Source organism: Sphingobium sp. BHU LFT2, from assembly GCF_018604485.1.
Lineage (GTDB): Bacteria > Pseudomonadota > Alphaproteobacteria > Sphingomonadales > Sphingomonadaceae > Sphingobium > Sphingobium yanoikuyae_A.
The window spans coordinates 320501-341252 of record NZ_JAFCGW010000001.1 but is presented as its reverse complement, the minus strand read 5'-3'; the positions used below and the strand labels follow the sequence as shown (position 1 = coordinate 341252).

Here is a 20752-nt window from a genome sequence, read left to right as displayed (position 1 = left end):
CCCTCCCCTTGCAGGGGAGGAGGAAAATGTGGCCCTAACTCGCCAGCGGCCGGATCATCGCCGGCGTCTCGACTGCGACCGGCGCCACCGGCGGCAGGTCGGGCAGCGCCTTGTCCACAGTCACTGGCTCGCCGCTTTCGACCAGCGCGATCGCCTCGGCCTCATTCGCCACCGCCGGCGGCGATCCGCGCAGCGGCATGCCGGCCGTCTCGCGCACCGTCAGCATGGTCAGCAGGCCGATCAGCGCCGCACCCATCAGATAATAGGCCGGCACCAGCGGATCGCCGGTCTTCTGCACCAGCCAGGCGGTGATCAGCGGAGTCGTGCCGCCGAACAGCGAGACCGAGATGTTGAACGCGATCGACAGCGCGCTGTAGCGCACCGGCGTGTAGAAGAGCGCGGGCAGGGTGGAGGGCATGGAACTGGTGAAGCAGACCAGCGCAATCCCCAGCAGCATCAGCCCCAGGAAGATCAGCGCGTCATTGCCCGTGCCGATCAGCAGCATGCACGGCACCGACAACAGCATCAGCGCGACGCAGGCGCCGATGATCATGGGCCGCCGGCCCAGCCGGTCGCTGAACAGCCCGCCCACGACATTGAGCGGCATCATCACCAGCATCACGATGATGATCAGCAGCAGCCCCTTGGTCTCGGCATAACCCATGGTCACGCTCAGATAATTGGGCATGTAGGTCAGCAGCATATAGTCGGTGACGTTGAACACCAGCACCAGCCCGACGCACTTCAGCAGCTGTCGCCAGTGGACGCGGAACAGGGTACCAAGCCCCGGCCGCTCGCTTTCGCGCGCATCGATCTGTTCGCTATAGGCTTGGAATGCCGGCGTCTCCTCCAGCTTCAGCCGCATATAGAGGCCGAGCAGGCCCAGCGGCCCGGCGACCAGGAAGGGAATGCGCCAGCCCCAGTCGAGCATCTGCGCGTCGCTCAGCGACATCTGCAGGGCAGTGACGGTGCCGGCGCCGGCGATATAGCCGCCCAGCGTTCCGAACTCCAGCCAGCTGCCCATCAGGCCGCGCTTCCGGTCGGTCGAATATTCCGCGATGAAGGTCGCCGCGCCGCCATATTCGCCGCCGGTCGAAAAGCCCTGCACCAGCCGCGCGGCCAGCAGCATCAGCGGCGCGCCGATGCCGATCTGCGCATAGGAGGGGATGAGGCCGATGGAAAAGGTGCCGACCGCCATCAGGATCATGGTCATCGCCAATATCTTGTGCCGGCCATAGCGATCGCCCAGCGGCCCGAACACCAGTCCGCCCAGCGGCCGGACCAGGAAGGCGACGGTGAAGGTGGCGAAGGTCGCGATCAGCTGCAGCGCCGGATCGCTCGACGGGAAAAAGACATGGCCCAGCGTGACGGCGATATAGCCGTAGACGCCGAAATCGAACCATTCCATCGCATTGCCGAGCGCCGCGGCGCCAACGGCGCGGTTCAGCAGGGACCGGTCTACGACGGTGACATCATCGACTTCCAGGTCGCGGCGGCGCTTGAACCAGCCGAAATGGGTGTGGCGCGCGGCATGCGCGGCAGATGTGGACACATTAATCTCCCGGCCCGTCCAGGCGGGCACGCGGGGCGCGCCTCACAGCCATCGGACAGGCAATGTCGGCCAATAATCAGGGCCTTGGAACGTTGCGACGCCGCATGGGGCATCAAGCGAGGAGCGGCTCATATAGGCAATCGCCCGCAAAAAGGTGCAACAAAGGGGCAGGCCGTGCCCGCATGGGGGTGAGCCGACCCCGGCCTGTCCTATTGGCGCATCATGGCTTATGCTGCGTCGCGATGGGATTTCGGCCGGACATGACGAAGCAGGGGTTGGAAACAAGATTTCCAACCCCTGCATCAAAATTGCCGAATGTGCGGGAAATATGGGAAGTTAAGGCGGTGATTTCCTATTTTGCCGCCCCGACTGTCCGCCTCAATGCTTGCCCGGCTTGGACGATGTCCCGGCCGCCGTCGGATTGATCAGCGCCGCGCCGCTGGGCAGGCCGGTGCCGCCCATGTCCAGCTTCTGCGCCTGTTCCCGCGCGACCCGCTGCGGATCGTCCCGCTCCTTGATCGCCGCCTGGGTTTCGGGATCCTGCGTTTCATCCTCGTCGGCCGAGCCATTGCCGCCGCGGGTCCAACCCAGGATGACCGACATGCGCCGGTTGCGCGGATCATAGGCGTCGGTCTTCACGAACGGCTCGCGATCGGCGACCCCCTCGATCCGGGCGAAGCGGGTATTGGGGATGCCGGTTTCGGCGAGCGCCTTGCGGGTCGATTCCGCACGGGCCGACGACAGCATCCAGTTGTTCATGCTCCGGCCCGACGCATAGGGCAGGCCATCGGTATGGCCGCGCACGATCAGCGGGTTGGGCATGGTCGCCAGTGCGTCCGCGACCTCGGCGATCAGCGCCTTGGCTTCGGGCAGCAACTGGTCGGTGCCCGACCGGAACATCGCGAAATCCGCCTCGTCGATCAGGTCGATGCGCAGCCCTTCGCGGGTTTCGGTGAAGCGGACATTCTTGCGCAGCCGGGCCAGGCCCTTCTTGGACATGCGGTCCTCAAGCTGCTTCTTGATATTCTCGAACTTCTGCCGGTCGGCCGCGCGCAATGCCTTGCCGCCCTGGTCCTTGGTGCCGGTGGCATCGCGCGGGATGGTGATGGCCAGATTGCCCTGACCGCCGGTGGTCGGGTAATTTTCCTTCGCCATCAGGCTGTCGCCGCCGAACATGCCGGTGGACCCCGCCGAATTCATCTTCAGCTCGACCAGCGTCGGCGTGAAATAGTCGGCCAGCGCCTTGCGCTGCTTTTCGGTGGTCGCACCCAGCAGCCACATCAGCAGGAAGAAGGCCATCATCGCCGTCACGAAGTCGGCATAGGCCACCTTCCAGGCGCCGCCATGATGGCCGCCATGACCATCGACGATGATCTTCTTGACGATGATCGGCCGGGGTTCGGGCTCGTTCGCGCCGCGCTTCTTGTCCGCCATGGCTTATTTGTTCCGCATGCCGTCGAACACTTCGGCAAAGCCGGGCTGGTTCGCATGGATCAGGCTGGAACGGGCGGCCTCGATCACCAGCGGCTGCGGATGGCCGTGCAGCGAGGCGATGATGATCTGCTTGACGACATGATAGATGGCGCCGTCCTGCTCGATCACCGCGCGGCAGCGATTGGCGAAGGGATTGACCATGCCATAGGCGAGCAGCACGCCCAGGAAGGTGCCGACCAGCGCCGAGCCGATCATCGCACCCAACACCGAAGGCGGCTGGTCGATCGAGCCCATGGTCTTCACCACGCCCAGCACCGCGGCGACGATGCCGAGGGCCGGGAGAGCGTCGGCCAGGCCCTGGAGATTGTCGGCGGGCTTGAGCGCTTCATGATGATGGGTCTTGAGGCTGTTATCCATCACTTCCTCGACCGCATGTGGATCGAGCGTGCCGGACGACACCACGACCAGGCGCAGCGTGTCGCTGATCAGGTGGATCAGCGTCTTGTCCTTCATCAGCTTGGGATATTCGCCGAAGATGGGCGAGGTGCCCGGATCCTCGATATGCGGTTCCAGTGCTACCGGGCCTTCGACGCGCAGTGTCTTCATCAGCTTGCTGACCAGGAAGATGCAGTCCAGGAAGTCCTGCTTCTTGTACTGCGGTCCCTTGAACACCTTGCCCAGGCCGCCGCCCAGCGCCTTCAGGTCGGAACCCGAATTGCCGATGATCAGCGCGCCGACGGCGGCGCCGCCGATGATGATCATTTCGTGGGGCAGGGCGTGCAGCACCGGTCCGATGTCGCCCCCGGTGAAGATGAACCCACCGAAGACCATGCCCAAAAGCACGACAAGGCCGATGATTGCAAACATGTTGATCCCCGAAAATGCGCCTGGAGGCGGTGGCTCCGTCGGCGCCCCGTGGCGCCAGTCCCTTTCTGGTTAATACGGACTGGTTACCGTCCCCTTTAGGACGGCGACGCTTTTTCGCCGCCTTTAACTGATCAGGTCGAACAGGGTCTGCTGGTTGATCCGCGCAAAGGCGGACTGGGCCGCCTCCAGCTGCAGCAGCTGCGCCTTCACGTTCGAAATGACCGTGGTCAGATCGGCCGATTCCAGCGTGTCGCGCCGTTCCGACAGGTTGATGTCGACATCGGTCAGCCGCGTGCCGATCACATCCAGCCGGTCGGCGCGTACGCCCTGCTTGGCGCGCTCGACCACGACCCGGTTCTGGCCGATCTGGATCGCATCCAGCGAACTGGCGAGGTCGGTGTCATTGCCGCCCTCGACCGCGTCGATCGCCTTGCCCAGGATATCGTCCAGCGACATCGATGTGCCGTTGACGTCGATATTCTCGGAAATTTCCTGCTTGGTGCCGACCACTGCCAGGTTGAGGCCGCGGCTCACCGGCACCAGTACGCTCTGGCCGTCGTCGAACACCGACACGCCCTGATAATCCTTCTGGTTCAGCAATTCGCCGACCGTGGTGCGGATCGTCTTCAATTCCTCGGCGATGGCGGCGGCGCTGGTGTCGTTCAGCGCGCCATTGCGCGCCGACGTCACCAGTTCCTGCGCCCGCGTCATCAGATTGTTGATTTCTTCCAGATTGGCTTCGGCATTGCCGGCGCGGGTCGTGCCATAGCTGACATTGGTCTGCCAGGCCGACTGCTGCGCCTGGGCGCGGCCGATGTCGGACACCTGGACCCAGGCGAGCGCGTCGTCCGACGGCTTGTTCAGGGTGATGCCGGTCGAAATCGAGGTCTGTCCGTCGACGATGCTCTGCGACAATTGCTGTTGCCGGCGGATCTCGGCGAGCATGATCTTGTTGGTGATGCCTACCATGTCTCAGCGTCCTTCCGTCACATGATCTGCAGGATCGAATCGACCGTGTCCTTGGCGACCTGCAGGATCTTGGCGCAGCCCGAATAGGCCTGCTGGATCCGCAGCAGGTCTGCCGCCTCCATGTCGAGATCGACCCCGCTCACCGCTTCGCGCGCGGCGACCGCCTGGTCGCTGCGGCTCTGGGCCGTGGTCTTTTCCGCCGTGCTGGCGGTCAGCAGATTGGCGTTGCTGGTGATCAGGGTCGTCCAGCCCTGTTCGACGCTGCCGCTGCCGCGCAGGGTCGATGACACCGTCAGCAGATTGCCGTTCAGCGTGCCGTCGGCCGATTTGGTCGCGAGAGCATCCGGCTCCACGTCCAGCGCGACCAGCGTCGCGGCGCTGCCGCCATAGGACAGCAGCGGCACGCCGCTGGCGCCGGTATCGGTATAGCCCTGCGCATGCCACTCATTGACGTCGGTGGCGAACTGCTCGGCCAGCGTGTCGAGGCTGGCACGGCGTTCGGCGGTGGTGTCGGCCGATGCGAACAGACCGCCCAGCGTGCCGTTGGACGGAGCGGCGAGTGCCGTGCCGTCAGACAGGGCCAGCGACAGGCGCCCATCGGTGGCGGACGCGGTCACCGCGACCGAGGCGGCGGTGTCGCCCGATACCAAAGTGGTGCCGTTATAGCTGACCTCGGCGCTGTCATGCGCGCCGAAGCTGATCGTCACATTCAGGTTGGAAGACAGGGTCTGCAGCGCGGAATCGCGGCTGTCGAGCAACTGGGCATAGGCCGACGTGCCCGGCTGCGCGCGCAGCAGGCTGTTGTTGATCGCGGCCAGAGACGACAATTGCTGGTTGATCGTCTGGGCTGACGCCTGCGCCTCGGTATTGATGCCGGTCGATATGGTTTCCAGGTCGGCGGCGGTCTGGCGGAAGGATTCGGCGACGCGGCCGATGCTGTCCAGCGTGGTGACGCGCAACGACGTGTCGCTGGGGCTGGCCGCCAGCTTGTCCAGATTCTGGTACATCGTCGTCATCAACTGGCCGACGCCGGTGGCGGTGTCATTGAGCGCGGTTTCGATGTCGGTCTGCCAGCGGACGCGCGCGTTCGCGCTGCCCAGCGCCATGGCGGTGATGCGCACTGACGCATCCAGATAGGGGTCGGTGCCGCGATTGATGCTGGCGACCTGGGTGCCGCCGAAATTCGCCTTGGCGACATAGGTCGCCATGGTCGCGGTCGACGATCCCGATTCCACCGTCGTCACCGACCGGCGGGCATAGCCGTCGGTGCTGGCATTGGCGATATTCTCGGAAATGGCGGCCATTGCCGTGCGATAGGCCTTGGTGCCCGACGCACCGATGATGAACAGGTCGCTCATGCGCCCTCAGCCGTGGTTGCCGTGCCGGTCGCGGCCGTGCTGCCGGTCGCCGCCGGGCTGTCGTCCTTCACGCGGGCACCGAACTGGTGCATCAGCAGTTCGGCGATGCCCATCGCGCCCTTGGTCGACATGGCGTCGGCGGTGCGCGCATCGGCCATGTCCTGGAATTGCTGGGTCGCGCTCGAATCGGTGATGCCCTCGGCCAGGCTGGCCGATCGCATCGCGCCGATCATCTGGCGCAGGAATACCGCTTCGAACTGCTGCGCCGCCTTCTGCAGCGCAGCCTTGGTCTCGAAGGGGTTGGACGTGCCGCTCGCCGCGGTTGCGTTCGATACCTGCATCACAACACCACCAGTTCCGCTTTCATCGCGCCCGCCTGTTTCAGCGCCTCAAGGATCGCGACCATGTCCGCCGGGGATGCCCCGATGGCGTTGACCGCCTTGACTATATCGGCCAGCGACGCCCCACCTTTAAAATTGACCATCGGTTTTTTCTGTTCGTCGATGCTGATGTTCGACGATTGCTCGACGGCGGTCTGGCCCTGGCTGAAGGGCGCGGGCTGAACCACGCGCGGGCTTTCATTGACGCTGACGGTCAATTTGCCATGGGCGACGGCGGCCGGATGGATCTTCACCGCGCCGTTGATGACGACGGTGCCGGTGCGCGCGTTGACGATCACGCGGGCCGGGGCATCGGCGGGCGTGATCTCGATATTCTCGATCATGCCCATCATCAGGATGCGTTCCTCGGCACCCGGCGTCGCGTCGATCGCGACCGACACGGCGTCCATGGCACGGGCGCGGCGATCGCCGAAGGTCTTGTTGATGCCGTCGGCCACGCGCAGCGCGGTGGTCAGGTCGGCTTCGGACAGGTTGAAGGTCAGGGTCGGCGCGGTGTCGAAGCCGGTGGCAACCGCACGCTCGACCGTCGCACCTTCGGGGATGCGGCCGGCCGACGGGATGTTCACCGACACCTGGCTGCCATCGGCACCGGACACGCCCAGGCCGCCGACGGCCAGATTGCCCTGCGCCATCGCATAGATTTCGTTATCGGCGCCGCGCAGCGGCGTCATGATCAGCGTGCCGCCACGCAGCGACTTGGCCTTGCCCATCGCCGATACGGTGACGTCCAGCCGCTGGCCGGGCTTGGAAAAGGCGGGCAGGTCGGCCGTCACCAGCACGGCCGCGGCGTTCTTGAGCGCCGGGTTGACGCCTGCGGGCAGGGTCAGGCCAAAGCGCGAGACCACGCCCTTCATGCCCTGCACCGTATATTCGATGCTGTCGTCGCCAGTGCCAGCCAGGCCCACGACGATGCCATAGCCGGTCAGCTGGTTGGGACGGACGCCCTGGAAGGTGCCCAGATCCTTGACGCGTTCGGCATGGGCCGGCGCGGCGATCAGCGCCAGCAGCGGCAGGAGGAAGCGGAACAGGCGGGTCATGGCGATCCGGGTCTCCATCAGAAGGGGCTGATCATCGAGAAGAAGCGCTGCAGCCAGCCCTGGCGGCTGGCGCGGGCGATCTCGCCCTTGCCGGTATAGATGATCTTGGCGTCGGCCACGCGGGTCGACAGGATGCGGTTGTCCGGGCCGATATCGGCCTGGCGGACCAGGCCGCTGATCTGGATGAACTCGTCGCCGCGATTGAGCGTCAGCGCCTTCTCGCCCTTCACCAGCATGGTGCCGTTGGGATAGGCGGCCGCGACTGTCACGGTGATCTCGCCGTTCAGCGCGTTCGACTGGGTCGCCGCGCCCTTGCCGGTGAACGTGTTGTTGCCGCCCATCGCGATGTCGCTGGACGAGAAGAGCTTGGACAGCGGACCGGTGGTCGGCGGGTTGAGGCCGATCGAGCCGCTGCGGTTGGTGTCCGCGCTGTTGCTCTTGGTCGCCTGGGTCCGTTCGACCAGCACGATGGTGATGATGTCGCCGACATTGCCGGCGCGCGCGCCGCTGGTCAGCGGGGTATAGCCGGTCGAGACCTGGAAGATCGATCCATTGGCCTGCGGGGCCTGCGGCTGGGCGATGACGGTCGGCGCATAATATTCGCGCTCTACCTCGCGCTTCTTCTTTGCGGCGAAGGCGGGCGACGCGGCCATGGAGACCATGGCGAGAGCGACGAGCGAAGTGGAGAGCGCGCGCATCAGCCGGCTCACATATTCTGGTTGGCGTACTGGAGCATTTCGTCCGTCGCCTTGATCATCTTGGAATTGACCTCATAGGCGCGCTGGGTCTCGATCATGTCGACCAGTTCCTCGACGATGTTGACGTTCGAGGTTTCCAGATTGCCCGAGCGGATGAGGCCGCGGCCTTCCAGACCCGCGGTGCCGACCTGCGGCGTGCCGCTGGCGGCGGTTTCGACCAGCAGATTGCCGCCGATCGACTGAAGCCCTGCCGGGTTCATGAAGCTTGCCAGTTCGATCTGGCCCAGCTGGGTCGGTTCGCTCTCGCCCTGCAGTGTCGCCGACACGGTGCCGTCATTGCCGACGGTGACCGACGTCGCGCCCTGCGGCACGGTGATCTGCGGGATCAGCGGCAGGCCGTCGCTGGTGACGACGGTGCCTTCGGCGGTGACGCTGAAATTGCCGGCGCGGGTGTAGGCGGTCGAACCGTCGGCCTGCTGCACCTGGAAATAGCCCGATCCCTCGATCGCCATGTCCAGCGCATTGCCGGTTTCCTGCAACGTGCCCTGCGTGTTGATCTTGCTGGTGCCCTGCAACGAGACGCCCGAACCCAGATTGAGGCCGGTGGCGAACTTGTTCTGGCTGTCGCTGTTGGCGCCGGCGGCGACGATCTGCTGATAGGCCAGCGTCTCGAAGTCGGCCCGGTCCTTCTTGAAGCCGGTCGTGTTGACGTTCGCCAGGTTGTTGGCGATCACGCGCATCTTCGTGTTCTGCGCGTCAAGGCCGGTGCGGGCGACATGAAGGGCGGCGTTGGTCATCGTTCAATCTCCGTGCGGCTCCCCGAAGGGATGCTCATGCGTCGTTCACAGCAAGATGCGTGCCAAAATTAACCATCCAGTTTCATGAGCGATGCGCCGCCGTCGTCCATCTGCTTGGCGGTGTCGATCATCTTGATCTGGGTTTCCCAGGCGCGGCTGGCTTCGATCATCTGGACCAGCGCGGCGGTGGCGTTGACGTTCGATCCTTCCAGCGATCCCGATGTGACGGTCGCGATCGGATCTTCGGGCAGGGCGCCGCCATTCACTTCGCGGAACAGCCCGTCCGTGCCCTTGGCGATGCTGGAACCGGCGGCATTGACCAGCTTCAGCTTGTCGACCTGCTGCGGATTGGCCGGATCGCCGCCCTGGGGCACGCCCCAGATGCTGCCATCCTGGGCGATCGATACGCTGTCCATCTGGGGCAGGGTGATCGGGCCGCCCTGGCCCAGCACGGCCAGGCCGTCGCCGGTGGTCAGCAGGCCGCTGTCATTGACCTTCAGGTCGCCACGGCGCGTATAGGCTTCCTGTCCGTCCGGGGCCTGAACGGCGAGCAGTGCGTCGCCGTTCATTGCCACGTCCAGCGGATTGCCGGTTTCGGTGACCGCCCCCTGCGCCATGTCGGCGGCGATCACCTGTTCGGAGGCCTGGGCTCGGGTGTCGAAGGTGTCGCCCTTGATCCAGCGCGTCTCGGCATTGGCGATTTCGGCGCGAAAGCCGACCGTGTTGGCGTTCGCGAGATTGTTCGCGATCGACGCCTGGCGGGCCATCGCACCGCGCATCGCGGTCAGTGCCGTGTTGACGAGCCGGTCCATGGGCTACCCCTTCTACCCTAAGCCTTAGCTACGGATGTTGACGATGGTGGTGGTCAGCGTGTTGGCCGCCTCGATCGCCTTCGAGTTCGCCTGGAAGTTGCGCTGGGCAGCGATCAGCTGGACCAGTTCGTCGGTGATGTCGACGTTGGAACGTTCCAGCGAGCCCGAGTTGACGGCGCCGAACATGCCCTGGTTGGGCGTGCCGATGATCGCGTTGCCGCTTTCCACGGTCGAGGTCCAGTGCGCGTCGCCCTGCTGGCGCAGGCCTTCCAGGCTATTGAACGATGCCATGGCGACCTGGCCCAGATAGACGGTCGAACCGTCGGCATAGATGGCCGACACCAGGCCGTCCTTGCCCACGCCCACGCTGGTCAGCTGCGCGCCATCGGCTTCGCCCTTGTAGGTGGTCGGGATCTGCAGGTCGGTCAGGTCGTTGGGCGTGGTCGCGCTGGTCGCCGGGGTGGTGATTTCGCCGGTGTCGGGATCGACCGCGAATACCTGGATGCGCGACCCGGTGGTGTCGACGGCATAGCGGTCATTGTCGACCGAGAAGGCGCCGTTGCGGGTATAGCTGATGGTGCCGTCTTCGCCCTTCACGGTGAAGAAGCCTTCGCCCGAGATCGCCATATCCAGCGTCTTGTCGGTGGTTTCGATCGTGCCCTGGGTGAACTGCTGGGTGATGCCCTGCACGCGCACGCCCTGGCCGGCGACCTGGTGGGTGGTCTGCATCGGCGCAGCGGCGAAGATGTCGCCGAACTGGGCTTTGCTCTTCTTGAAGGCGGTCGAGTTCACGTTGGCGACGTTGTTCGAGACGGCGGACAGGTCGGCCTGTGCGCCCTTGAGGCCGGAAAGCGAAACATAGAAGGACATGGCGTAGCTCCTTGGGTGAAAAGGATGGGTGAAATTACATCAGGCTGATCGCGTCGGTCGGGGCGAAGCTGCCGAGCGCCGTGATCAGTTTGGAGGAGGAACCGTCAGCGGGTGACTGGACGGCGGCGATGGTGGCCCAGGTCGCGACCTGGCTGGTGGTGCCGCCATTGACCTTGACCTGCAGGGCGGAGGAGGAAACGGTTTCGCCCGCATCGTCCTTGCCGTCCCAGTAGAAGGCGACCTCGCCGGCGCTCTGCGCGCCCAGGTCGATCGACTTGACGACATTGCCGTCGCCATCGACCAGGTCGATGCTGACGGCATCGCTCGCGCCGCTCAGCGTAATCTGGCCGGCATAATAGCCGCTGGAATCGGGCACCGCGACATTGCTCTGGACCAGCATCGACTTGCCGATCCAGCTGGCCGCATCGCCAAGCCGCGTGCCGCTCAGTTCCGAAGCCAGCGATTTCAGCGACTGGTTCATTTCGGCGATGCCGGTCGACTGGGTGATCGTCGCCATCTGCGACACCATCTCGGTATTGTCGACCGGTTCGAACGGATCCTGATACTGCATCTGCGCGGTCAGCAGCGTCAGGAAGCTCGACTGGTCCATGGTCGCGCTGCCCGTGCCGACATTGGCATTCGGGTTGTAGACCGAAAGGCCTGCGCTATCGGTGACGGTAGACGTCGTCGTCATTTGCCGATCCTTATGGTTTCGAGCATCAGGGATTTGGCGGTGTTGAGCACCTGCACATTATTCTGGTACATGCGGGCGGTCTCGATCATGTCGACCATCTCCGCATTGCTATCGACCGCAGACTCCCAGACATCGCCATTGGCATCGGCCAGCGGATGATTGGGGTCGTGGCGCTTGGTCGGTTCCGCATTGGTGGTCACGACATTGGCGACCTTGACCGTCGACACGCCGGGGCTGTCGGTAACCGACTGGAAAACCGGCTTGATTGCGCGATAGGCTTCGGCGGCGCTCCCGGTGACATTGCCGGCATTGGCCATGTTCGATGCGGTGGCGTTCAGACGCACCAGTTGCGCGCTCATGGCGCGGCCGGCGATGTCGAACACATTCATGGGGCCTGAACCGCTCATGCTCATTCTCCCTTCAGCGCGCGGTTGATGGTGTTGATGCGGCCCTCCAGGAAGGAGAGGGTAGTGCGATATTTCACCGCATTTTCCGCAAACAGGGTCTGTTCGGTGCTCAGTTCGACGGTGTTGCCGTCAAGGCTGGGCTGCAACGGCACGCGATAGCCCATGGCATCGTCCACTGCCTGGCCGACATCGGCCGGCCCGCGGTCGCTCTGGGCGGTCGCTTCCTTGAGCGCCGCATCGAAATCGATGTCGCGCGCCTTGTAGTTGGGGGTCGAAGCGTTCGCGATGTTCGACGCGAGCAGGGACAGGCGCTGCGAGCGAAGCGCCAGCGCCTTTCCGTGGATCCCGAACAAACCGTCTTCCAGCGACATTTCCCGTCAGTCCCTTTTTGCCCTTTCGGGCCTAAAGCTTTCGATCGTCCCGTCGTTCTCCTGCCTGATGGCGTTCGATGCGAGCGATCCAGCCGGATATCCGCAAGGACCGTGCCAATTTGCGTGGGTGACGCAGGATGGTGCGGCAAACTGCGGGAAATTCGGGCTTTCGCGGCATCGGGCGGCAAGGGCGGCAAAAATTTGCCGGGTGGCGGCAATCTTTTGCCGCCCGGTCAGCATGGCGGAACGGAAGGTGGCATGATCGGGATTTTGGCGCATCTGTTCGATCCGCTCACGCTCGCCGCGATGCTGGGTGGTGTCGCGGTCGTGGCGCTGGCGCAAAATGGCGTTCAGGCGGTCGGCCGGGCCTGCGTGGCGTTGCGGCCTTTGCTGCGCGCCGATCCGCTGCGCGACCGGGATGCGGCGCGCACGGCCCTGCTTCAGATTGACCAAGTGGCCCAGTTGCGCGGCCTGATGTGCATCGACCGGGTGAAGAGTGACAGCGGCTTCATGGTCGATGCCGCGCGTCGCCTTGCCAATTGCGATCGCGTCGAACAATTCGAAACCTGGGCGTCGCAGGCGCTGGCCGATCGGGCCCAGCGCCACGCCAGCGTGCGCAACGTCTGGCTGTCGGTCGCCGATGCGGCGCCGGCGCTGGGCATGGCTGGCACGATCATTGGGCTGGTCGGCATGTTCGCGGCGATGGATGATCCGTCCGCGCTTGGTCCTTCCATGGCGCTTGCGCTGCTCACAACCCTTTATGGCGTGGTCATCGCCAATCTGCTCGCCGCGCCGATCGCTGCGCGTCTGGCGACCCTGTCCGAACAGGAACTTGCCTGGCAGCAGGAGGCGGTGGCGCGCATGCTGGCGATCGCACGGCGCGAAAATGCGCCGCTGCGCCGCGCATCGATCCGCGAAGTCGCATGACCGCGCCTGCAATTCCATCGGCCGCAACGGCGGCCCGGCGCAATCGCTGGGCCGTCAGCTTTGCCGATCTGCTGATGCTGCTGCTCGGCTTCTTCGTGCTGCTCCAGGCGACCGGCAGCCAGCGCCGCGATGCGATGCTGGCGGAGGTCAGTCGCCAATTTGGTGGCCGTCCCGCCCGCACCGCGATCGAACTGCGCGCGGCAGAGCTGTTTGCGCCGGGCGAGGCGATGCTGACGCCGCAAGGGCAGATACGTCTGCGCGCGGCGGTGCGGCCCTATATGCAGGATGACCGCATGATCGAACTGCGCAGCCAGGGGCAGGACCGGGCACGACAGCGTTTCGACGATTGGGATCTGGCGGCGGCGCGGCTTGGCGCCGTGGCGCGTGCGCTCAAGGCGCAGGGCATAGGCGGCGATCGGCTGCTCATCCGCGGCCTGGATCAGGCGGACAGCGCCGACGGGCAGGGGCAGGTGATCCGCATCGCACCGGGCGAGACCGTGAAGCCCTGATCCTTAACTGGCACGTTTGTTGCTTTTAACCATGGCGAAAGTCCGCATTTTCGGAGAAACGCCGTGACCAGACCCGTTCAGTTCCTCGCCATCGCCCTGGCCTGCGCCGCTGCGCAGCCCGCGCTGGCGCAGCAGAAGTTCGAGAATCTGGATCGCATCGACAGCCTGGTCGCGATGACAGTCGGCGCGAACATGGGTGAACCCGGTGGCCCGCTGGCGCCGGTCGATCGTCGCCTCCGCCTTGCAGCCTGCCCGACCACGCCCAGCGTCGAAGGGCCGATCTTCGGCGCCGCCATGGTCAAGTGCGATGCACTGGGCTGGCGCATCCGCGTGCCGCTGGTCGCGGGCGCCGCGGCAGCTGCTTCCGGCCCGGTCGGTCGCTATGCCCCGGCCGCGCGGCCGGTTGTCAAGGAATCGGTCGTCAAACGCGGCGATCCGGTCCAGCTCATGGCTGGCAATGCCAGTTTCAGCGTATCGCGCATGATGATCGCCGATGAAGATGGCGCAATTGGCGAGACGATTCGCGTGCGCGAAGACAAGAAGTCATCGCCTGTACTTGCCCAGATCGTGGACATGGGCGTAGTGCGCATTCCGGGATTTAATAATTTTTGAACTTGTCCGTTATAGCGTTCAAGGGACGAGTGAAGGAATGAACCAATGATCAACTCAGTCGGCCAGAGCATCAGTTCGGCAATCGAGGCAAACCGCTTGCGCGAAGGGGGCAAGACCCGCGTCGCATCGGCAACCGGATCGACCGGCACCACCGCGTCGGCATCGACGTCGGCCAGCCCGGCGGCGCGTATGGCGGCCGAAGGCGCGCCTGTCGACATGGACCGCATCGCCGCCATCAAGGCCGCGATCGCTTCGGGCAATTATCCCGTCAACCCGTCGGTGATCGCCGACCGGATGATGGCGCTCGATCTTCCCGCCTAAACAGGACATTCCTTCATGCCCCTCGGCCTTGCTGCATTGGATGGTCTCTTCGCCGCATTTGACGACCTGCGCGCTGCGCTGGACGGCAATGATGCGGCCGCGATCGAAGCTGCCAGCACCAGGGTCAGCACGGCGGCCGCTGCCGCCCGTGCGATTGGCGCCTGGCGCTCCGAACCCGATGTGGTCGAACGGCTCAACCGGCTCCTGCCGCTGATCGAAGCGGCGCGCGTCCGCACCAATGTGCTGGCGGACTATACCAGTCAGCGACTCGCGATCCTGACCTCCAACGGCGCTCGCAATGCGCCGCTCACCTACGGTCGGCGCTGACAAAAATAAATTTTGCTTTCGGGCTAAAGCGGCGCCAATCGGCGCCGTTTTTCGTTTTACGCAGAATCTTGTTTAACCGCGTTAACCAAATCTTGGCACAAGCATTGCTCTAATAGCCCACGGTACCAAATGGGGATTGTGGGTCAGTGTCGGCACTTGCAGACATTTCAGCAACGGGAGCTTCGGCCGGTAATCGCGTCACCAACGCGATTGCGATGGCGAGCCGTCGTACCGGCGTGGACTTCTCCTACCTGCTTGGTCAGGCCAAGATCGAATCCAGCCTGAACCCCAGCGCCCGTGCCGCCACCTCTTCCGCCACCGGTCTCTATCAGTTCGTCGACCAGAGCTGGCTCGCCGTCGTCGACAAGCATGGCGCCGAATATGGGCTGGGCTGGGCGGCTGACGCGATCAGCAAGGGCAGCAATGGCCGCTATTATGTGTCGGACCCTGATCTGCGCCAGCAGATCCTGGACCTGCGCAAGCATCCCGAGACCGCCTCGGTCATGGCGGCGGAACATGCCGCCGACAACAAGGCCTATCTGGAAAGCCGCCTGGGCCGTGAGGCCGAGCCGGTCGATCTCTACCTCGCCCATTTCCTGGGCGTGGGCGGTGCGTCCAAATTCCTGTCGATGAATGATCGCGCGCCTGGCGCAACGGCCGCCTCGATCTTCCCGGCGGCGGCCCGCGCCAATCGCTCGATCTTCTATGACAAGCAGGGCAATGCCCGCAGCTTCGCCGATATTCGCGATCGCTTCGCCAGCAAGCTGCAAAAGGGTGTCGATTCGATCGGCACCGGCAATGTCCAATATGCCGACGCATCTGGCGCAACTGGGCTACCCAGCGGCGCGAAGACCGTCGCTCCCGCCGATTATGTGCGGATCGAAACCCAGCGCCTTGCGACCCAGGCCGACGTTACCGTCCGCCCGGAACCGCAGACCGCGCGTCTCGCCTATCTCATGCTCGCCACCCTCGGAAGGTAACGGCCTCTCATGACTCCCACCCAAGTCAAAGCGAAGATCTGGATGAGCGCCGCCAAGGGGGCGGTGTTGCCGTTCGCCACGCTGATGGTCGTGCTGTTCATGATGGTGCCGGTGCCGGCGGTGATGCTGGACATCGGCTTCATCACCAACATCATGATCAGCCTTGCCGTGCTGATGGTGGCGCTGAACGCCGCCAAGCCGCTCGACTTTTCCAGCTTCCCGACGGTGCTGCTGTTCGCGACCCTGCTGCGCCTGGCGCTCAACGTCGCCTCGACCCGCGTCGTGCTGGTGTCCGGCCATGAGGGATCGGACGCGGCCGGCCAGGTGATCGAGGCGTTCGGCCACTTCCTGATCGGCGGCGACTATGTCGTCGGCATCTTCGTCTTCGCGATCCTGATGATCATCAACCTGGTGGTCATCACCAAGGGCGCCGGCCGCGTGTCGGAAGTGTCGGCCCGCTTCACCCTGGACGCCCTGCCGGGCAAGCAGATGGCGATCGACGCCGATCTCAACGCTGGCCTGATGACGCCTGAGGAAGCCAAGCTGCGCCGCGCCGAAGTCGCGACCGAAGCGGATTTCTACGGTTCGATGGACGGTGCGTCCAAGTTCGTGAAGGGCGACGCGATTGCCGGCATCCTGATCCTGGCGATCAACATCATCGGCGGCATCATCCTGGGCGTGGTCAGCCATGGCCTGGCGATGGGCGATGCGGCCCAGACCTATATCCTGCTCGCCATCGGTGACGCGCTGGTCGCGCAGATCCCGGCGCTGCTGCTGTCGATCGCTGCCGCCTCGATCGTGACCCGCGTCAAGTCCGAACAGGATCTTTCGGCGCAGGTCGCCGGCCAGTTCGGCACCGGCAAGGCCTGGGTGCCCGTGGCCGCGATCCTCGGCTTCCTCGGCATCCTGCCGGGTATGCCGCATCTCATCATCCTGACGGCCGCCGCCATCGCCGGCGGCATCGCCTGGCAACTGCGCAAGGCGGGTCAGCGCAAGGCCGCCGAACCCGAACCGGTCGCGCCGCCGCCCAACCCGGCCATCATCGAATGGAACGACGTGTCCGATGGCGCGATCCTGGGTCTGGAGATCGGCTATGGCCTCATCGGCCTGGTCGACGAGCGCAAGGGCGCGCCGCTGATGGCCCGCATCACCGGCATTCGTCGCCAGTTGTCGAAGGAACTGGGCTTTGTCGTGCCGATGGTCCGCGTGAAGGACAATCTCGCGCTCGAACCCAATCAGTATCGCATCACCATCGCCGGCGTCGTCGTGGGCGAGGATGATATCTGGCCCGACGATCTGCTGGCGCTGGACAGCGGCATGCTGGAAGGCACGGTCGCCGGTCGCCCGGCCAAGGATCCGACCTTCGGCCTCGACGCTGTCTGGATTTCGCCGGCCAAGCGCAGCGAGGCGGTGGTCGCCGGCTATACCGTGGTCGATCCGCCGACGGTGGTCGCCACCCATCTCAACCAGCTAATCGCGATGAACGCAGCCGAGATGTTCGGTCTGGACGAGGCTCGCAAGCTGCTCGACAATCTCAAGGATGTCGCGCCGCAGCTGGTCGATGGCCTGACCCCCGGCACGCTCAGCCTGACACAGATTTCCGCGCTGTGCCGCGCGCTGCTGTCGGAAGGGATCGCGCTCAAGGACTTCCGCCGTATCTGCGAGGCGATGGTCGATGCGGCCCGCCCCGACATGAACCACGAACAGCTTGTCGAAGCGGTGCGCCAGCGCATCGGCGCGCTCATCATCCAGGGCCTTGTCCCGGTGAAGATGCCGCTGCCGGTCATCACCCTCGACGGCGATCTGGAAGCGATGCTGGCGCAGGCGATGCGTGTCGCCGGCGACGCCAAGCATCCGATCGAGCCGAGCCTGGGCAACCGCATCGTCGAATCGGTCGTGCATGCCGCCCGGCCGATGCTGGGCCAGGCGCGCAATTTCGCCATCGTCACCTCGCCGGTCGCGCGCCGCGCGCTTGCGCGGCTGTTCAAACCCCATCTGCCCGAGACCCCGGTGCTGTCCTTCCTGGAAATCCCGGACGGCAAGGGTGTCGAGGTTGTCGCCGTCGTCGGTGGCGAGCAGCGTCCCACGCCCCGGCACGATCCGCTGCCGCGTGAACGCGTCGCCTGAGGAGACTGACCAATGTATATGAATAAGGTCGCTGCAGGCTCGGATGTCCTTACCTATGGACGGGCAGGGCTTGCCAATTCCCCTGAACAGCTGGCGCGTCGCTATATGCCGCTGGTGCGCAAGATCGCCTGGCACGTCCATGGCCGCGTCTCCAGCGCGATCGAGGTGGAGGATCTGCTGCAGATCGGCATGGTTGCGCTGGTGGAATCTGCCAACAGTTTCGAGGATCGCGGCCTGGGCTTCGCCTCCTATGCGCAACTGCGCGTGCGCGGCGCGATGATCGATCATCTGCGGCGCCATTCGACCCTGTGCCGCTCCGCCATGGCGACCCGCAAGAAGCTGGCCGCCACCCGCGCGAAGCTGGAACAGAAATTGGGCCGGGCGCCGCTCGAAGCCGAAATGGCCGCTGAACTGGACATGGATGCCGCCGATTATCGTGAGGCGGCCGATGGCGCCGAGATGGTCCAGCACACCAGCATGGACGAGGTCTATTCCGACCAGTCCATGTGGTTCGCCGATGTCGAGGATCGCGCCGACGACATCATGCAGCGGGAATCGCTCAAGGGCGCGCTGGCCAAATGCATCGGCGAACTGCCCGAGCGCGAGGCACTGGTGCTGCAACTCTATTTCGTCGAGGAACTCAATCTGGAGGAAATCGGCCAGACGCTGGACATTGGTGCTGCGCGCGTGTGCCAGATCAAGAAGTCGGCGCTCGACAAGCTGCGCGGCAAGCTCAGCGACTGGAACTGACCGGCCCGCGCGCCCGTCAACCGTCGTTGGCGGGGCGCGATACCGATGCCTTGCGACCCGGAACCGGCCAACGGAAACGCAGCGGCCGGTAATTCTGTGTCCGCCACCAGGGTTCGGGCACCTGGAACAGGCCGCTATTTTCCGCCCGCTGGCCCAGATCCTTGCGCGCGGTCAGCGCGGCCAGAATGGGCGCGGCGAACAGGCCGGCCAGCACCGGGCTCATCCAGCCGATCGCATTGGCGCGCACCGCCAGCACGGCCAGGCCGACGCCCAGCAAGATATGCCATTTGAACAGCCAGATTGCGCCCAGGATCGCCATGCCGTCGCGGTCGCGGGTCTGGCCGTTCCAGCTCGCCTTGCGGCCCATCAGGATGGAAAACAGGTTGATCGTCTGGGTCAGCATCGCGACCGGCGCCATCAGGATCGACAGGATTATGTCGGCGATCACGCCGCGCGTCATCCGCACCGCGCCGCCAAAGCCGATCCGCCGCGACGGGTCGGCCATGGCCCAGCCGATCGCCAATATCTTGGGGCCGAACAGCAGCACCGCCGTTACCGTCAGCAGCGTGCTGGACGGCAGCACGGCGGCCGGCGGCCAGACGCCGGTGGCGACGCCGCCCAGAACCACCAGCATCATCGCCAGCCATAGCGGCGAGGTGCAATAGGCCGATGCGCCGACGAACAGTTGGAACCGGCTGACCGGGTGCAGCCCCTTGATCTTCGCCAGCAGCGGGACATGCTGGATATTGCCCTGGCACCAGCGACGATCGCGGGTGAACAGGTCGGGCATGGCCGGCGGAAATTCCTCGAAACTGTCGTCGGCGGTGACCATGTGGACGTCCCAGCCGCGCCGGCGCAGCAGCGCCGCTTCCAGCATGTCATGGCTCAATATATGGCCGCCAAAGGGCGCGCGCCCCGGCAGTTCGGGCAGGCCGCAGCTTTCGGCGAAAGCGCGCACCCGCACGATCGCATTATGGCCCCAGAACATGCCTTCGGACCCGGCCCACCAGATCATGCCGGCGGCCGAGATCGGCCCGAACAGGCGGCTGGCAAATTGCTGCCAGCGGGCGAACAGCGTGGCGGCGCCCATCACCGTCGGGACGGTCTGGATAAGGCCCAGATGCGGGTGACGTTCCATGTCGACCGACAGGCGCGCCATGGTCTGGCCGCTCATCACGCTGTCGGCATCCAGCACGATCATATGGTCATATGCGCCGCCGAAACGGGTCACCCACTCCTCGATATTGCCCGGCTTGCGGCCGATATTGCGGGCGCGGCGGCGATAATGGACCGGGCGCGAGAAGGCCTTGCGCATTTCCAAATAGGCCTTGCGCTCGGTCTCGCCATTTTCCGGGTTGGAATCCGACAGGATGAAGAATTCGAAGCGCTCGCCGCCCATTACCTGCGACAGAGATCGTTCCATGATCGACAGGCGGCCGAGCACGCCCAGGAAATCCTCGTTGCAGACCGGCAGCAGGATGGCGGTGCGCGCCTTGAGCGGTGTGCGGTCGCGCGGGATATAGGGGCGAACGCCCTTGCCCTTGCCGACCGTCAGCAGCAGGAAGCCGATCGCGGCAGTGGCAAAGCCAAAGGCGATCCAGGCAAAGAGCGGGATGAACAGGGCAAGATAGACGCCTTCCCAGAAGGAAATGCCGTCCAGGCCGATCGACCGGCGCATCTCGTGCGCGGCAAGCGCGGCGGGCAGCAGCGCCAGCAGCACGACCAGCAGCCGGCGGGCCCACAGGTCGATGTTCAGCGGCCGATGGATCCGACCCGGCGCGGTCGCGAAATCCTGCACCGGCATGGCAAGCGGCGCCTCTGCCGGCACGCTTTCGAACGCCCGGACAAGCGCTTGCGACCCCGTGGCCCCATCGGCCACGTTCGTGCCTCCTGTCGATGTCATGTCAGACCCATTCCTGGTTAACCCGAGCG

The 20752-nt window shown here is 65.0% G+C and carries 24 protein-coding genes; 8 read left to right on the top strand and 16 right to left on the bottom strand.

Annotation, left to right across the window (positions count from 1 at the left end; genetic code table 11):
• Nucleotides 1-34 precede the first annotated feature (34 nt).
• The 15 genes from proP to JQK15_RS01630 all read right to left on the bottom strand — a co-directional run bounded on the left by proP (nucleotide 35) and on the right by JQK15_RS01630 (nucleotide 12546).
• A complete protein-coding gene (gene proP / locus JQK15_RS01700) occupies nucleotides 35-1552 on the bottom strand; it encodes a glycine betaine/L-proline transporter ProP (RefSeq protein WP_353047171.1) in 1518 nt (505 codons plus the stop codon).
• A gap of 378 nt (nucleotides 1553-1930) precedes the next feature.
• Entirely contained in the window at nucleotides 1931-2986 is a 1056-nt protein-coding gene (locus JQK15_RS01695) for a flagellar motor protein MotB (protein WP_214863078.1), read from the bottom strand.
• A 3-nt stretch (nucleotides 2987-2989) separates the two neighbouring features.
• Nucleotides 2990-3853 carry a flagellar motor stator protein MotA gene (motA, locus tag JQK15_RS01690; RefSeq protein WP_010338868.1) on the bottom strand — a complete coding sequence of 288 codons (864 nt, stop codon included), beginning with the start codon at nucleotides 3851-3853 and terminating at the stop codon, nucleotides 2990-2992.
• A 123-nt stretch (nucleotides 3854-3976) separates the two neighbouring features.
• Nucleotides 3977-4822 carry a flagellin gene (locus JQK15_RS01685; protein WP_004208215.1) on the bottom strand — a complete coding sequence of 282 codons (846 nt, stop codon included), beginning with the start codon at nucleotides 4820-4822 and terminating at the stop codon, nucleotides 3977-3979.
• Nucleotides 4823-4839: 17 nt separating this feature from the next.
• Nucleotides 4840-6180, bottom strand: coding sequence for a flagellar hook-associated protein FlgK (flgK, locus tag JQK15_RS01680; RefSeq protein ID WP_004208214.1), 1341 nt, complete (start codon nucleotides 6178-6180; stop codon nucleotides 4840-4842).
• On the bottom strand, nucleotides 6177-6521 hold the full coding sequence (locus JQK15_RS01675; protein WP_010338865.1) for a rod-binding protein: 345 nt from the start codon (nucleotides 6519-6521) through the stop codon (nucleotides 6177-6179). Before JQK15_RS01675 ends, flgK begins: the two co-directional genes overlap by 4 nt.
• Nucleotides 6521-7636 (bottom strand): flagellar basal body P-ring protein FlgI, encoded by a 1116-nt coding sequence (locus tag JQK15_RS01670; RefSeq protein WP_125997869.1) that lies wholly within the window; start codon nucleotides 7634-7636, stop codon nucleotides 6521-6523. Before JQK15_RS01670 ends, JQK15_RS01675 begins: the two co-directional genes overlap by 1 nt.
• Nucleotides 7636-8316 (bottom strand): flagellar basal body L-ring protein FlgH, encoded by a 681-nt coding sequence (locus tag JQK15_RS01665; protein ID WP_004208211.1) that lies wholly within the window; start codon nucleotides 8314-8316, stop codon nucleotides 7636-7638. Before JQK15_RS01665 ends, JQK15_RS01670 begins: the two co-directional genes overlap by 1 nt.
• An 8-nt stretch (nucleotides 8317-8324) precedes the next feature.
• Nucleotides 8325-9113, bottom strand: a complete 789-nt coding sequence (flgG, locus tag JQK15_RS01660; protein WP_010338863.1) for a flagellar basal-body rod protein FlgG — start codon at nucleotides 9111-9113, stop codon at nucleotides 8325-8327.
• A 68-nt stretch (nucleotides 9114-9181) separates the two neighbouring features.
• Entirely contained in the window at nucleotides 9182-9925 is a 744-nt protein-coding gene (locus JQK15_RS01655) for a flagellar basal body rod protein FlgF (RefSeq protein WP_004208209.1), read from the bottom strand.
• A 24-nt stretch (nucleotides 9926-9949) separates the two neighbouring features.
• Complete coding sequence (locus tag JQK15_RS01650) at nucleotides 9950-10795, bottom strand: flagellar hook-basal body complex protein (RefSeq protein ID WP_017500436.1); 846 nt, start codon at nucleotides 10793-10795, stop codon at nucleotides 9950-9952.
• Between the two features lie 34 nt (nucleotides 10796-10829).
• On the bottom strand, nucleotides 10830-11489 hold the full coding sequence (locus JQK15_RS01645) for a flagellar hook assembly protein FlgD (protein WP_214863076.1): 660 nt from the start codon (nucleotides 11487-11489) through the stop codon (nucleotides 10830-10832).
• Nucleotides 11486-11896, bottom strand: coding sequence for a flagellar basal body rod protein FlgC (flgC, locus tag JQK15_RS01640; RefSeq protein ID WP_004208206.1), 411 nt, complete (start codon nucleotides 11894-11896; stop codon nucleotides 11486-11488). The genes JQK15_RS01645 and flgC overlap by 4 nt, the downstream gene beginning before the upstream one ends.
• A gap of 2 nt (nucleotides 11897-11898) precedes the next feature.
• On the bottom strand, nucleotides 11899-12267 hold the full coding sequence (flgB, locus tag JQK15_RS01635; RefSeq protein ID WP_004208205.1) for a flagellar basal body rod protein FlgB: 369 nt from the start codon (nucleotides 12265-12267) through the stop codon (nucleotides 11899-11901).
• A gap of 6 nt (nucleotides 12268-12273) precedes the next feature.
• A complete protein-coding gene (locus JQK15_RS01630) occupies nucleotides 12274-12546 on the bottom strand; it encodes a hypothetical protein (RefSeq protein ID WP_214863074.1) in 273 nt (90 codons plus the stop codon).
• On the opposite strand from JQK15_RS01630, the gene JQK15_RS01625 reads away from it, so the two are divergent.
• The 8 genes from JQK15_RS01625 to JQK15_RS01590 all read left to right on the top strand — a co-directional run bounded on the left by JQK15_RS01625 (nucleotide 12526) and on the right by JQK15_RS01590 (nucleotide 18820).
• Nucleotides 12526-13194 carry a motility protein A gene (locus JQK15_RS01625; protein ID WP_004208204.1) on the top strand — a complete coding sequence of 223 codons (669 nt, stop codon included), beginning with the start codon at nucleotides 12526-12528 and terminating at the stop codon, nucleotides 13192-13194. The two genes, JQK15_RS01630 and JQK15_RS01625, sit on opposite strands and share 21 nt — an antisense overlap.
• On the top strand, nucleotides 13191-13703 hold the full coding sequence (locus JQK15_RS01620) for an OmpA/MotB family protein (RefSeq protein ID WP_069335727.1): 513 nt from the start codon (nucleotides 13191-13193) through the stop codon (nucleotides 13701-13703). The genes JQK15_RS01625 and JQK15_RS01620 overlap by 4 nt, the downstream gene beginning before the upstream one ends.
• 63 nt (nucleotides 13704-13766) lie before the next feature.
• The gene (locus JQK15_RS01615; RefSeq protein WP_037517563.1) at nucleotides 13767-14315 is read left to right on the top strand and encodes a flagella basal body P-ring formation protein FlgA; all 549 of its coding nucleotides are present in this window, start codon (nucleotides 13767-13769) and stop codon (nucleotides 14313-14315) included.
• Nucleotides 14316-14360: 45 nt separating this feature from the next.
• On the top strand, nucleotides 14361-14636 hold the full coding sequence (flgM, locus tag JQK15_RS01610) for a flagellar biosynthesis anti-sigma factor FlgM (RefSeq protein ID WP_214863072.1): 276 nt from the start codon (nucleotides 14361-14363) through the stop codon (nucleotides 14634-14636).
• Between the two features lie 15 nt (nucleotides 14637-14651).
• The gene (locus JQK15_RS01605) at nucleotides 14652-14963 is read left to right on the top strand and encodes a hypothetical protein (RefSeq protein ID WP_004208200.1); all 312 of its coding nucleotides are present in this window, start codon (nucleotides 14652-14654) and stop codon (nucleotides 14961-14963) included.
• Between the two features lie 146 nt (nucleotides 14964-15109).
• Nucleotides 15110-15943 (top strand): hypothetical protein, encoded by an 834-nt coding sequence (locus tag JQK15_RS01600; RefSeq protein ID WP_026109018.1) that lies wholly within the window; start codon nucleotides 15110-15112, stop codon nucleotides 15941-15943.
• A gap of 9 nt (nucleotides 15944-15952) precedes the next feature.
• Entirely contained in the window at nucleotides 15953-18070 is a 2118-nt protein-coding gene (gene flhA, locus JQK15_RS01595) for a flagellar biosynthesis protein FlhA (protein WP_004208198.1), read from the top strand.
• Between the two features lie 12 nt (nucleotides 18071-18082).
• Nucleotides 18083-18820 carry a FliA/WhiG family RNA polymerase sigma factor gene (locus tag JQK15_RS01590; RefSeq protein WP_214863070.1) on the top strand — a complete coding sequence of 246 codons (738 nt, stop codon included), beginning with the start codon at nucleotides 18083-18085 and terminating at the stop codon, nucleotides 18818-18820.
• Between the two features lie 16 nt (nucleotides 18821-18836).
• On the opposite strand, the gene mdoH is transcribed toward JQK15_RS01590, so the two are convergent.
• Complete coding sequence (gene mdoH, locus JQK15_RS01585) at nucleotides 18837-20723, bottom strand: glucans biosynthesis glucosyltransferase MdoH (protein ID WP_026109019.1); 1887 nt, start codon at nucleotides 20721-20723, stop codon at nucleotides 18837-18839.
• Nucleotides 20724-20752: the final 29 nt, after the last annotated feature.

Bases quoted from the DNA above. Each gene is read 5' to 3' on its own strand.
- JQK15_RS01695 (WP_214863078.1), bottom strand. From the start codon at position 2,986: ATGGCGGACAAGAAGCGCGGCGCGAACGAGCCCGAACCCCGGCCGATC.
- motA (WP_010338868.1), bottom strand. From the start codon at position 3,853: ATGTTTGCAATCATCGGCCTTGTCGTGCTTTTGGGCATGGTCTTCGGT.
- JQK15_RS01685 (WP_004208215.1), bottom strand. From the start codon at position 4,822: ATGGTAGGCATCACCAACAAGATCATGCTCGCCGAGATCCGCCGGCAA.
- flgK (WP_004208214.1), bottom strand. From the start codon at position 6,180: ATGAGCGACCTGTTCATCATCGGTGCGTCGGGCACCAAGGCCTATCGC.
- JQK15_RS01675 (WP_010338865.1), bottom strand. From the start codon at position 6,521: ATGCAGGTATCGAACGCAACCGCGGCGAGCGGCACGTCCAACCCCTTC.
- JQK15_RS01670 (WP_125997869.1), bottom strand. From the start codon at position 7,636: ATGGAGACCCGGATCGCCATGACCCGCCTGTTCCGCTTCCTCCTGCCG.
- JQK15_RS01665 (WP_004208211.1), bottom strand. From the start codon at position 8,316: ATGCGCGCGCTCTCCACTTCGCTCGTCGCTCTCGCCATGGTCTCCATG.
- flgG (WP_010338863.1), bottom strand. From the start codon at position 9,113: ATGACCAACGCCGCCCTTCATGTCGCCCGCACCGGCCTTGACGCGCAG.
- JQK15_RS01655 (WP_004208209.1), bottom strand. From the start codon at position 9,925: ATGGACCGGCTCGTCAACACGGCACTGACCGCGATGCGCGGTGCGATG.
- JQK15_RS01650 (WP_017500436.1), bottom strand. From the start codon at position 10,795: ATGTCCTTCTATGTTTCGCTTTCCGGCCTCAAGGGCGCACAGGCCGAC.
- JQK15_RS01645 (WP_214863076.1), bottom strand. From the start codon at position 11,489: ATGACGACGACGTCTACCGTCACCGATAGCGCAGGCCTTTCGGTCTAC.
- flgC (WP_004208206.1), bottom strand. From the start codon at position 11,896: ATGAGCGGTTCAGGCCCCATGAATGTGTTCGACATCGCCGGCCGCGCC.
- flgB (WP_004208205.1), bottom strand. From the start codon at position 12,267: ATGTCGCTGGAAGACGGTTTGTTCGGGATCCACGGAAAGGCGCTGGCG.
- JQK15_RS01625 (WP_004208204.1), top strand. From the start codon at position 12,526: ATGATCGGGATTTTGGCGCATCTGTTCGATCCGCTCACGCTCGCCGCG.
- JQK15_RS01630 (WP_214863074.1), bottom strand. From the start codon at position 12,546: ATGCGCCAAAATCCCGATCATGCCACCTTCCGTTCCGCCATGCTGACC.
- JQK15_RS01620 (WP_069335727.1), top strand. From the start codon at position 13,191: ATGACCGCGCCTGCAATTCCATCGGCCGCAACGGCGGCCCGGCGCAAT.
- flgM (WP_214863072.1), top strand. From the start codon at position 14,361: ATGATCAACTCAGTCGGCCAGAGCATCAGTTCGGCAATCGAGGCAAAC.
- JQK15_RS01605 (WP_004208200.1), top strand. From the start codon at position 14,652: ATGCCCCTCGGCCTTGCTGCATTGGATGGTCTCTTCGCCGCATTTGAC.
- flhA (WP_004208198.1), top strand. From the start codon at position 15,953: ATGACTCCCACCCAAGTCAAAGCGAAGATCTGGATGAGCGCCGCCAAG.
- JQK15_RS01590 (WP_214863070.1), top strand. From the start codon at position 18,083: ATGTATATGAATAAGGTCGCTGCAGGCTCGGATGTCCTTACCTATGGA.
- mdoH (WP_026109019.1), bottom strand. From the start codon at position 20,723: ATGACATCGACAGGAGGCACGAACGTGGCCGATGGGGCCACGGGGTCG.